Origin of the sequence: Gemmatimonas sp. (assembly GCF_044345575.1) — a bacterium.
Taxonomy (GTDB): domain Bacteria; phylum Gemmatimonadota; class Gemmatimonadetes; order Gemmatimonadales; family Gemmatimonadaceae; genus Gemmatimonas.
On the sequence record NZ_JBIJAW010000088.1, the window covers coordinates 1 to 11,328 of the forward strand.

The 11,328-nt window shown below is 67.6% G+C and carries 11 protein-coding genes; all 11 read left to right on the top strand.

Annotated features, from left to right (window positions below; all coding sequences use genetic code 11):
- Positions 1-1,968, top strand: a 1,968-nt coding sequence (locus ACIQ6O_RS07375; RefSeq protein WP_396207131.1) for a phenylalanine--tRNA ligase subunit beta, incomplete at its 5' end; no start/stop codon positions are given.
- Entirely contained in the window at positions 1,958-2,398 is a 441-nt protein-coding gene (locus ACIQ6O_RS07380) for a hypothetical protein (protein WP_396207132.1), read from the top strand. The genes ACIQ6O_RS07375 and ACIQ6O_RS07380, both read left to right, overlap by 11 nt.
- Positions 2,395-2,706 carry a cell division protein ZapA gene (locus ACIQ6O_RS07385; RefSeq protein ID WP_396207133.1) on the top strand — a complete coding sequence of 104 codons (312 nt, stop codon included), beginning with the start codon at positions 2,395-2,397 and terminating at the stop codon, positions 2,704-2,706. Before ACIQ6O_RS07380 ends, ACIQ6O_RS07385 begins: the two co-directional genes overlap by 4 nt.
- Before the next feature lie 213 nt (positions 2,707-2,919).
- Positions 2,920-4,506, top strand: a complete 1,587-nt coding sequence (gene rny / locus ACIQ6O_RS07390; RefSeq protein WP_396207134.1) for a ribonuclease Y — start codon at positions 2,920-2,922, stop codon at positions 4,504-4,506.
- Positions 4,496-5,386, top strand: a complete 891-nt coding sequence (locus tag ACIQ6O_RS07395) for a bifunctional 5,10-methylenetetrahydrofolate dehydrogenase/5,10-methenyltetrahydrofolate cyclohydrolase (RefSeq protein WP_396207135.1) — start codon at positions 4,496-4,498, stop codon at positions 5,384-5,386. Before rny ends, ACIQ6O_RS07395 begins: the two co-directional genes overlap by 11 nt.
- Before the next feature lie 13 nt (positions 5,387-5,399).
- On the top strand, positions 5,400-6,653 hold the full coding sequence (gene xseA / locus ACIQ6O_RS07400) for an exodeoxyribonuclease VII large subunit (RefSeq protein ID WP_396207136.1): 1,254 nt from the start codon (positions 5,400-5,402) through the stop codon (positions 6,651-6,653).
- Positions 6,650-6,871, top strand: a complete 222-nt coding sequence (gene xseB / locus ACIQ6O_RS07405) for an exodeoxyribonuclease VII small subunit (RefSeq protein ID WP_396207137.1) — start codon at positions 6,650-6,652, stop codon at positions 6,869-6,871. The genes xseA and xseB overlap by 4 nt, the downstream gene beginning before the upstream one ends.
- A gap of 3 nt (positions 6,872-6,874) precedes the next feature.
- Entirely contained in the window at positions 6,875-7,795 is a 921-nt protein-coding gene (locus ACIQ6O_RS07410) for a polyprenyl synthetase family protein (RefSeq protein ID WP_396207138.1), read from the top strand.
- A gap of 72 nt (positions 7,796-7,867) precedes the next feature.
- Entirely contained in the window at positions 7,868-9,760 is a 1,893-nt protein-coding gene (gene dxs / locus ACIQ6O_RS07415; protein WP_396207139.1) for a 1-deoxy-D-xylulose-5-phosphate synthase, read from the top strand.
- Positions 9,760-10,629, top strand: a complete 870-nt coding sequence (locus tag ACIQ6O_RS07420; RefSeq protein WP_396207140.1) for an NAD(+)/NADH kinase — start codon at positions 9,760-9,762, stop codon at positions 10,627-10,629. The genes dxs and ACIQ6O_RS07420 overlap by 1 nt, the downstream gene beginning before the upstream one ends.
- 28 nt (positions 10,630-10,657) lie before the next feature.
- Positions 10,658-11,328 (top strand): AAA family ATPase (locus ACIQ6O_RS07425; RefSeq protein ID WP_396207141.1); only part of this gene is annotated, 671 nt, incomplete at its 3' end.

The following is an 11,328-nucleotide window of genomic DNA, read 5'->3' on the forward strand; positions in this document are numbered from 1 at the left end:
CGCCTCGATCTCGATGTGTTGCCCAATCGCCCGGACCTGCTGTCGCACGTGGGGGTCGCGCGTGAAGTGAGCGCGATCACCGGTGTCGCCATGCGCCATGTGCCGGCCGACATCACGGTGGTGCCGTCAACGGTCGAGGCCAGGTGCGGCGACACGACGGTGCAGGGGACGCACGCGGCCGTGACACTCGCCGATACGCATGCGTGTCCCCGGTACGTGGCGGTGATCATCAAGGGCGTGAAGGTGGGGCCGAGCCCCGAGTGGCTCAAGCAGCGCCTCGATGGCATCGGCGCGCGCAGCATCAGCAATGTCGTCGACGCCACCAATTACGTGCTGCATGGCCTCGGTCAGCCGGTGCATGCGTTCGATCTGGCCAAGCTTTCTGGCAAGTCCATCGTGGTGCGCGCCACCCGCGAGGGCGAAGCTATCGTCACGCTGGATGGAACGGAGCGTGCCCTCGCCGCCGGCACGGTGTGCATCTGCGATGGGGCGGCACCGGTGGCGCTCGCGGGCGTGATGGGCGGGCTGCACAGTGAGGTTACGGAGACCACGACGGACGTGTTGCTCGAAGTGGCCGTGTTCGACCCCCGGTTCGTGCGCAGAGTGCGGAAGGCCGTGGGACTCAACACCGACGCGAGCTATCGATACGAGCGTGGCATCGATGTTGGGAACACCCAGGACGTGGCGCGACTCGCTGCTGCACTTATCACGCAGGTGGCGGGCGGCGACGTCGTCGAAGTGCTCGACGCGGGCACGGTACCGGCTGCGCGCGCAGCCGTTTCGTTGCGGCCGGCGCGCCTCGCGCGGTTGCTCGGTATGGCCGTGCCCACCGAAGAGATCGTGCGTCGCCTCGAATCGCTCGGCTGCCTCGTGACGCCCGAAGGCGACGCGCTGGCCGTGCACGCGCCGTCGTGGCGGCATGATCTGCTCCTTGAAGTCGATCTCATCGAAGAGGTGGCGCGACTCGTCGGGTTCGATGCGCTCCCAGATGAACTGCGTCCGTTCCGTCCGGGGACCGCGCCTGACCATCCGCTGCACCTTGCCTCGCGGCGTGTGCGCGATGTGCTGGTGGGGTTGGGCCTCGCCGAGACACGTCCCATGCCATTCACGGCGAGCGGTGACGCGACCAGTCCGCGCGTGCGGAATCCGCTCGCCGAGGACGAGCCGTTCCTGCGCGCGTCGGTGCTCGATACGCTGGCGCGTCGTGCGGAGTACAATCTCTCCCGCATGCAGGGCAACCTGCGACTGTTCGAGATCGGCAACGTGTTTGTACCGCGCGCGGCGCGTCTGCCGCGTGAGGAAATGCGCGTGGGCGTGTTGCTCATGGGGGCCCGTCGCCCGGCGCACTTCACGGAGCCAGATCCCCCGGCGTTCGATGTGTGGGATGCCAAGGAACTCGCTGAGCGTCTGGTGGCCGCGGCCTTTCCGGGGCGTGCCGTGCGGTTGACTGCCGCGTCGGCGCCCGCTCTCTGGGCGGTCGATGTGGATGGGCTGGGGCTTGTGGGTCAGGTGGAGCAGGTAGCGCTCGATAAGCCCGTGTGGGCAACCGACGCGTGGGGCGTGGAGATCACGTTGGGCGAACTCTCGAGCGATGACGTCGCGCCGCCGCGTTCGCATGCCCACGCGCCCGCGGATCGCGAGTCGGGAGCGACGCGCGCGGTGCGCTTCTCGCCGTTGCCCACGACGCCCGCAGCGGAAATCGACCTCGCGTTGCTCGTCCCCGACGCAACGTTGTCGTCGACCGTGGAAGCGACGATTCGGACGGCCGGCGGGGAATTGCTGGAGCGCGTGGAACTGTTCGACGAATTCCGCGGGGCGGGCATTCCTGCCGGCGTGCGGAGTCTCGCGTGGCGGTTGACGTGGCGGCATCCGGAGCGCACCCTGCGTGACAAGGAGATCGAGGGACGCCGGTCCCGTCTCCTCGAGATTCTCGACAAGGAATTGGGTATCCGTCCTCGTGCGTCCTGAAGCGGCGGCTTTTCGCGAGCTCGACACGCTCGTACGAAATCTGAGCGACCAGCTGGCGGGCTTCCGCCGGCGGGCGCTCGCGGCTGAGGCACGTTCGCGAGAGCTTGAGCAGATCCTCGCCGGGATGAACGGAAAGCTCGACGAGGTGCGGCAGCAGGTCGAGGATACCCAGGCGTCGCGTGATGCGGCGCTCGTGCAGGCGCGCACCCTGGAGGCCCAACTCCTCACAGCGCGCGGCGAGGTGCAGCGAGTGCAGGCGGCGTTCGCGGAAGTCTCGGCCAAGTCGACCCCCGAGGCGCGTGACCAGGAGCTGCTCCGGGAGAATGAGCGGCTCCGGGCCCGTCTCGACGAGGCGAGGGAAAAGACGGCACAGCTGACGGAGCGGGTCCGGTTCCTTCGCCAACAGACGCAGCAGGGGGCCGAGCGATGATGGACCAGCGAGCGGTGGTGAAGGTGCGCATCATGGGGGACGAGTACACCCTGCGCACCGAGGCGTCCGCCGAGCACACCAAGGCGGTGGCCGAGCATGTCGACCGAACGATCCGGGCGATCATGAGCGGCAGCACGACCATGGAGACTCAGAAGGCGGCCATTCTGGCGGCCCTGCAGATCACGGACGATCTGTTCCGGGAGCGCTCGGCGTTGGACGGCGTGACGGCGGATATGAAGCAGCTGGCATCAGATATCCGGCCGCTGCTACCCCCAGCGAAGCGCGGCGACGAGGCTGGGGCAGCGTAGCCCGGGCCAAGGAGCGGGTCGTGTCGGATGGCCCTGTTGCGGGGGCTACCGTCGGTCCGTACTATCTGTCCAATGGCTCACGGATGACCACCGCGGGATGCGCGCCCCAAGGCGCTGCTGATGTTCCCGCTGGCCAGGGTCCACGAGCCGTAGAACGATAGATCCGGCGGTTCACGATCCAACCCGCGCTGGCGCGGTGGAGTATAGATCCCCATGGGAGAATTCCCCCTCGCGGCGCTGATCGGCGCCCTGGGTGTAGTCGCGGCCGTCCTCGGCTTCGTCTTCGGACGGAAGTCTGGGCGACAGGCCGAGATTGTCGCGCAGCAGCGGGCGAAGGCCACGGCCGAAGAAACGGCCACGCGCATCCTCGAAGAGGCGGGGCGCGAGGCGGAGAACATCCGTAAGGGAGCCGTCGTCTCCGGACGCGAGGAGTTGCTGCAGCTTCGCGAGGCGCAGGAGCTGGAGGTGCGGCAGCGCCGGCTCGATGTGGAGCGTGAGGAAAAGCGCGTGGTGGAGCGCGAAGCCCAGCTCGACCGCGCGCGCGAATCGCTCGAGGGGCGTGAGCACGATTTGCAGCAGCGCGGCAAGGAGCTCGGGGTCCGCGAGGGTGCCGCCGGAGCGCGCGAGCTGGAGCTCGAGCGTCTGATCGCCGATGAACGCCGCCGCCTCGAACAGCTCGCCGGGCTGAGCGCCGATCAGGCCAAGGCCGAACTCGTTCGCCGGCTCGAAGACGAGGCGCTGGCGGATGCCGCGAGCCGCCTCCGTGAAATCCGCGAAACGGCCAAGCGGAACGCCGAGCGCGAAGCCAAGAAGATCGTCGCACTGGCGGTGCAGCGCGTGGCGGCCGAGACAACGGCCGAGAGTACCGTGTCCGCGGTTTCCCTTCCGAATGATGAGATGAAGGGACGCATCATTGGGCGCGAGGGGCGCAACATCCGTGCGTTCGAGTTGGCCACCGGCGTCGACGTGATCATCGATGACACGCCGGATACGGTGGTCGTGTCGTGCTTCGATCCCGTACGTCGTGAAACGGCGCGTCTGGCGCTCGAAAAGCTGGTAAGCGATGGGCGCATCCATCCGGGGCGCATCGAGGAAGTGGTGGCCAAGGCGCGCAAGGAGGTCGACACGGCCATCGTGGAAACCGGTGAGCAGGCCGCGTACGATGTCGGCGTCGCCGGGCTGCATCCGGAGCTCATCAAGCTCATCGGACGTATGAAGTGGCGTACGAGCTACGGTCAGAACATCCTCGCCCACAGCAAGGAAGTTGCGTGGCTGGCCGGCATGATGGCGGCTGAGCTCGGTCTCGATGTGGCGCTCGCGAAGCGCGGCGCTTTACTGCATGACATCGGCAAGGTGCTGACGCACGAGCACGAGGGTACGCACGTGCAACTGGGCGTGGAGGTTGCCACCAAGTACGGAGAGAACCCGCTGGTGGTGAACTGCATTGCGGCGCACCACGACGATGTGCCGCACGAGAGCGAAGTCTCGGTGCTGGTGCAGGCGGCTGACGGCATTTCGGGGTCGCGCCCCGGAGCGCGTCGCGAGGCGTTCGAAACGTACGTGAAGCGCCTCGAAGGGCTCGAAAAAATTGCGTCGAGCTACCGCGGCGTGGAGCGCGTCTTCGCCATTCAGGCGGGTCGCGAAGTGCGCGTGGTGGTGACGCCGGAGCAGGTGGACGATGTGCGCATGACGGCGATGAGCGAAGAGATCGCGCGCCGTATCGAATCCGAATTGCAGTACCCCGGCCAGATCAAGGTCGTGGTCATCCGAGAAAGCCGGGCGGTGGACTTTGCGCGCTGAACTGATCGACGGCAAGGCGATTGCGGAAACGATCCGCAACGAAGTGGCGGCGGACGTTGCGGCCCTTGCCGCGCGGGGCGTAGTGCCGGGGCTCACGGTGGTACTCGTCGGCGACGACTCGGCGAGCGCCACCTACGTGGGCGCCAAGGAGAAGGCCTCGAAGGCGGCCGGCATGCATGGCGAGACGATCCGCTTGCCGGCCAGCACCAGTCAGGACGAATTGCTCGCTCTCGTCGAGCGGCTCAACACCGATGCGTCGGTGCACGGCATTCTCGTGCAGATGCCACTGCCCGCGCACATCGATCCGGATACGGTCATCCGCCACATTCTTCCGGAAAAGGATGTGGATGGTTTTCATCCGGTGAACGTGGGCAAGCTGCTCATCGGGCACACGGATGGGTTCGTCTCCTGCACGCCGGCCGGTGTGATCGAGCTGCTGGTGCGCAGCGGGGTGGACACACGTGGTGCCGAGGCGGTGATCGTGGGACGTAGCAACATCGTGGGGAAGCCCATGGCGGCGTTGCTGGTGCAGGGGCGCGCCGGCGGGGATGCCACGGTGACGGTGTGCCACAGCCGCACGAAGGATCTCGCGTTTCACACCCGGCGGGCTGACATCCTCATCGCCGCCATCGGTCGCGCGGAGATGATCACGGGGGACATGATCAAGCCGGGTGCCGTCGTGATCGACGTGGGGATGAACACGAAGCCTGATGCCACCAAGGCCAAGGGCACGCGGCTGTGCGGCGATGTGCATTTCGACAGCGCGGTGGAGGTCGCCTCGAAGATCACGCCCGTGCCGGGAGGCGTGGGCCCGATGACCATCGCCATGCTGCTGCGCAATACGGTGCGCGCGGCCGAACGCACGTTGAGCGCCCGCTGAGGAGCCGCTGACGATGGCCTCGGGTCGCACCAGCGGTTACGGTCCGTCGGTGCCCGCCGACGCCTCACCGGGCAGCGCGCCGGAATCGGCGATCGCGGTCCACACGCTTACGGCGGCGGCGAAGGACGTCATCGAAGGCGCCTTTCCGCCGCTCTGGGTGCGTGGAGAGGTCAGCAACTTCAAGGCGCACCGGAACGGCCACTGGTACTTCTCGCTGAAGGACCGGGAGGCGCAGGTGAACTGCGTCATCTGGAGCTCCGCCGCCAAGCGGATTCCCGCGCCCCCCGACGACGGGATGGAGGTACTCGCGCTCGGCCAGATGACCGTGTGGCCCGTGCGCGGCGACCTGCAGTTCTCGGTGCGCGCGCTCGAGGCGGCTGGCGATGGCTTGTGGCGCAAGGCGCTCGAGCAGACCCGGCTGCGGCTCGAGAAGGACGGCTTGCTCGACCCGGCGCGCAAGCGCCCCCTTCCGGCGTTTCCGCGGCGGGTCGCCGTGATCACGAGTCCGGATGGCGCCGCGATGCACGACATCATCACGGTGTCGCGGAACCGGAGCGCCGATGTCGAACTCGTGATCATCCCCGCGAAGGTGCAGGGAGAGGGCGCGCCGGAATCGCTGGTCGCGGCCATCGAGCAGCTCCGCCGCTGGGGGGATGCGGACGTGCTGATCATCGGGCGCGGGGGCGGGTCGCGGGAGGACCTCTGGGCGTTCAACGATGAGCGGGTGGCGAGGGCACTCGCGGCCTGCCCCATCCCCACCATTTCGGCGGTCGGCCACGAGGTGGACGTGAGCATCTGCGACCTCGTGGCCGACGTTCGGGCCGCCACCCCCTCGGCGGCGGCCGAGCTGGCTGTGCCCTCACGCCGGGAGGTGGTGGCCCGGGTGGACGCCTTGGGAAAGCGCCTGGCAGCCGCCGCGCGGCGCCGGGAAGACCGGGCCATCGCGTCGCTCTCGCAGGTCCAAAAGCGGCTCGCCTTGGCGGCGCAGCGCGTCGTGGAGCGGCGGCGCGGCAAGGTGGAGACCATCGCCGGGCAGTTGCACGCTCTCTCCCCCCTTAGCACGCTCTCGCGCGGTTTTGCGGTGGCGCGAACGCCCGGGGGCGCTACTTTGAGCAGTCGGAATCAATTTGTACCCGGCGCGCCGTTCGATCTCTGGCTGCGCGACGGGATCGTGGAGGCGACCGCCGGCACAAACCGCCCGCTTCCGGATGGCATGACGAGCGCGCCCGCCCCGATGGACGACACGACCAACCCCACCCGCGCATGACCGAGCTTTCGTTCGAGCAGTCGCTGACGCGCCTCGAGGAAATCGTGCGCGTTCTCGAACGCAATGACCTCGATCTCGATGAGGCCTTGCGGCTTTTCGAAGAGGGTATTGGGCATTTGCGCACCGCGGGGGCCGCATTGAAGACGGTCGACGCGCGGGTGCAGCAGCTCGTGGAGGCCGCCGATGGGTCGTTCTCCGTTGTCGACCTGGGGGCCTGAACGATGACCGTCACCCACGGTTCGCCCATCGGCTCGGGGACCGGTCCATCGTTCGGGCGCGAACGGGTCGAGGTGCAGCGCGCGCTCGATGGATTCTGTGCGCGCTGGCTGAGCGATGTCGCGCCGTTGACGGCCGAGGCCATTCGCTACGCGCTCCTGGGTGAGGGCAAGCGGCTCCGCGCCATTTTGCTCCTCGAGGCCTACAAGGCGTGCGGGGGAACGGGGGACGCCCTCGATCTCGCCGCGTCGGTGGAGGTGGTGCATGCATACTCGCTCGTGCACGATGACCTCCCGTGCATGGACGACGACGACGTGCGCCGTGGACGCCCCACCGTCCACCGCGTGTACGGGGTGCCGGCGGCCACGGCGGCCGGTTTGGCCATGGTGCCCCTCGCGGCGCGCTGTGCGTGGCATGCGGCCAAGGCGCTTGGTTTGAGCGATGCGGTGGCGGGTGACATCGTTCGCGATCTCATGGAGGCGTCGGGGGCCGGCGGCATGATCGGCGGCCAGCTGCTCGATCTCGAGGGGGAAGGGGTGCACCTGACCCTTGAGGCGATGGAACGGGTACACCGGCTCAAGACGGGAGCGCTCATCATGGCGTCGGTTACGCTGGGTGCGCGCGCGGCGATGGCGCCGGCCTCCCGCCGCGAGGCACTGGCGCGCTACGGCGCAGCCATCGGCCTGGCGTTCCAGATTGCCGACGACGTCCTCGACATCACGGCCACGACCGACCAGTTGGGCAAGACCGCCGCGCGCGATCTGGACCTGAACAAGAGCACCTATCCGGCCCTTCTGGGGGTCGAGGGAGCGATTGAGCGCGCTGTTGCGTTGGTGGAAGATGGGTGCGCGGCATTGCAGGAAGAGGGGTTGCTGACCCCCACTCTCGAGCAATTGGCGCGCTACATCGTGGAGCGCCGTTCCTGAGACGGTGGCCCCGTCGCGTTTTTCCGAGTTGTCTCCTCGTTCGACCGCGGTTCCCGCATTCCCCGAGATCCCATGTCTCTTCTCGAAGGCATCAAGTCACCGGCCGACGTTCGTCGCCTCTCGCGCGATGAACTGCGCACCCTCGCGCAGGATGTTCGCGACCGGCTCATCGATGTGTGCTCGCGGACCGGCGGACACATCGGCGCCGGCCTCGGCGTGGTGGAGCTCACCATCGCCCTGCACGCGATCTTCGACACGCCCACCGACCAGCTGGTTTGGGACGTGGGCCATCAGGCCTACCCGCACAAGCTGCTCACCGGTCGCAACGACCGTATGGAGACGCTACGCCAGGAAGGCGGCCTCTCCGGGTTCCTGAAGCGGACCGAGAGCGAGTACGACACGTTCGGCGCGGGGCACGCCGCCACGGCCATCTCGGCCGCGTTGGGCATGGCCGCCGGACGCGACGTGATGGGCGAGGCGTTCAAGGCCGTCGCCATCATCGGAGACGGTTCGCTCGGTTCGGGGCTTGCCTACGAGGGGCTCAACAATGCTGGTCACTCCGATCGCGACATCATCGTCGTACTCAACGACAACGAGATGTCGATCGCGCCCAATGTGGGCGCCATGCACAAGTATCTCACCAGCATTCAGCGCAACCCGCTCTACAATCGTCTGCGCTCACGCATCGGCGACATCGTCGATCACGCGCCGCAGCCGTTCCAGTCGGCCGGTACCCTCCTGAGAAAGTGGGAGGAGAGCGTGAAGTCGTTCCTCACCCCGGGCGTGCTGTTTGAGGAACTCGGATTCCGGTATTTCGGCCCCATCGATGGGCACGATATCGACGCGCTGATGGACACCTTCGCCGCGGTGCGTGATATGAACACGCCGCGTCTCGTGCACGTGATTACGCAGAAGGGCAAGGGGTTCCCGGCCGGCGAACACGGTGAGAAGTGGCACGCCCTGCCGCCCGGACACGACCCGGCGACGGGCAAGCAGATCACCGTGTCGGCTGGCAATCCGGCCTACACGGCGGTGTACGGCAAGGGACTCGTGGAACTGGCTGCTGAGCGCAGCGATGTGGCGGTCATCACGGCTGCCATGCCGGGCGGCACGGGTACGGCTGGCTTCGCCAAGGCGTATCCGAATCGGTTCTTCGACGTCGGGATCGCCGAGGGACATGGCGTCACCTTCGCCTCGGGGCTCGCGACGCGTGGCGTGCGCCCGGTCGTGACCATCTACTCCACGTTCCTGCAGCGTGGCTACGACAACATCATTCACGATGCGGCGCTGCAGAAGCTGCCGGTCATCTTCGCGATGGACCGCGCCGGGCTCGTGGGCGAGGATGGCGAGACGCACATGGGTTTGTACGACATTCCGTACATGCTCACGGTGCCCAACATGACCGTGACGGCGCCGAAGAATGGCACCGAAATGCTCGGCTTACTCCGCGCCGCTGTCGAGCACACCGATGGTCCGTTCTCGCTGCGTTACCCGCGTGATGCGTCGCCCGAGGTGCCGCCCGCGATGTCGGAGATTCCGGCGACGCCGTACGGCACGTGGGAAGTGCTGCGCAAGGGGCGCGATTTCGCGATTCTTGCCGTGGGCACCATGGTGCTGCCGTCGCTCGCCGCCGCCGAGGCGCTCGCGGCCGAGGGACTGGACGTCACGGTCGTCAACTGTCGCTACATGAAGCCGTACGACGAGGTCACGCTGGCCGCGATCCTGGCCGACCATTCGCAGATCCTGACCGTCGAGGAAGGGGTCTGCACGAACGGATTCGGGGCGTACATGGCGTCGATCATTCAACGGCAGTCGCCGCACGTGCGCACGTCAGTGCATGGCGTACCGGACATGATCGTGTACGCCGCGCCGCGCAAGAAACAGCTCGCGTCGCTCGGACTCGATGCGGCGGGCATTGCGGATCGCGTGCGGGCCCTTCGCGACTCTGAAGCGCTCGCCGGCTGATGCGCGTCGGCGTCATTGGACATCGCGGCTACGTGGGGCTCCCGGCGATCCTCGGGACGCTCCTCGACATCGCTCCGGCGCTCGGGCTGACCCTCGCGTTCGAGGACGATCTGTGGGAGATCGCCGGACAGGGTGAGCGCCTCGGGGCGCCCGATACCGTGCAGGCGTTGTTCACGCTGGGGGGGGACGGTACCCTGCTGCGCGGTGCCCGATGGCTCGATGGTCACGATGTGCCGATTCTCGGTATCAACCTCGGTCGCCTCGGTTTTCTTACGAGCTGCAGCGGCGTGGATTTTGAAGAGGGAGTACGCCGTTTCGCGCGCGGAGACTTCATGTCGGAGCCGCGCATGGCGCTTGAATCGTGCGCCCTCGACCGGGACGGAGTGGAACGGTGCAATTGGCGCTCCCTCAACGATGTCGTGCTGCACAAGGGCGGCTTCGCGCGCGTGGTGCGCTTCACGGTGTTCGTCGATGATGAGCCCATTGGCTCGTACTCGGCCGATGGTCTCGTCGTGAGCACGCCCACCGGATCCACGGGCTATTCCCTCTCGGCCGGCGGCCCGATCGTCGTGCCGACCGTGGAGAGCATCGTGCTCACGCCGGTGTCGCCGCACACGCTGGCCATGCGGCCCCTGGTGCTGCCGCCGCAGGTGGAAGTGAAAGTGCGTGCGGATGATGGGCCGGAAGAGCTTTTGGTAACGATTGACGGGCAGGTCGGCACTACCTTCACCGGTGGGGAAACGCTCGTCGTGCGTCGCGCCGCCCGTTCGGTGCAGATCGTGCGCTTCCCCGGTACCACGTTCTTCACGCGCCTGCGCCGCAAGCTGGGATGGGGAGGTCTCTCCGAGCGCGACGGCGATCAGTCGTAACCCCGTCCGCTCTCCCGCTGGAGTCCCGATGCTCGTCGAACTGCGCATCCGTAACGTCGCGGTCATCGACATGGTCGCGTTACCACTCGCCGGTGGCCTCAATGTCCTGACCGGCGAGACCGGAGCGGGCAAGTCGCTCATCATCGGCGCTCTCGGCATGCTGCTCGGTGAGCGCGCCGCTGCCGACCGCGTGCGCAGCGGCAGCGAGAAGGCCACGGTCGAGGGGGTATTCGACATTCGTGGCGCCGCCGCGCTGCGCGCGCTACTCGACGAGCGCGGCATCGAGGTCGACGACGATCTTGTCGTGCTGAAGCGCGAGGTCGGAAGCAATGGTCGCTCGCGCGCCTGGATCAACGGGTCTGCCGTGACCGCCGCGGTGCTGGCTGAAGTTGGCGGCCGCCTGGTGAGCGTGCACGGGCAACATGATTCCCGGCAGCTTGTCGATACGGACCACCAGCGTGAGGTCCTCGACGCGTATGTGCAGGCGGCCGGCGCGCGCGATCGGGTGAGCGAGGCCCACGGTCGAGTGCTCGCCCTGCGGGCGCGGGAGCGCGAACTCGAGCAGCGCCGCAGCGAGGCCGCGCGTCGGGCCGATTATCTGCGGTTCGTCGTGCGGGAGATCGAGGACGCGGCGCCCGTGTCGGGCGAAGACGAGACACTTGAGGGGGAAATCCGTCGGCTATCGCATGCGGAGGAGCT

Coding starts and splice junctions, on each gene's coding strand:
- xseB (WP_396207137.1), top strand. CDS start 6,650: ATGACCGAGCTTTCGTTCGAGCAGTCGCTGACGCGCCTCGAGGAAATC.
- rny (WP_396207134.1), top strand. CDS start 2,920: ATGGGAGAATTCCCCCTCGCGGCGCTGATCGGCGCCCTGGGTGTAGTC.
- dxs (WP_396207139.1), top strand. CDS start 7,868: ATGTCTCTTCTCGAAGGCATCAAGTCACCGGCCGACGTTCGTCGCCTC.
- ACIQ6O_RS07420 (WP_396207140.1), top strand. CDS start 9,760: ATGCGCGTCGGCGTCATTGGACATCGCGGCTACGTGGGGCTCCCGGCG.
- ACIQ6O_RS07385 (WP_396207133.1), top strand. CDS start 2,395: ATGATGGACCAGCGAGCGGTGGTGAAGGTGCGCATCATGGGGGACGAG.
- ACIQ6O_RS07410 (WP_396207138.1), top strand. CDS start 6,875: ATGACCGTCACCCACGGTTCGCCCATCGGCTCGGGGACCGGTCCATCG.
- xseA (WP_396207136.1), top strand. CDS start 5,400: ATGGCCTCGGGTCGCACCAGCGGTTACGGTCCGTCGGTGCCCGCCGAC.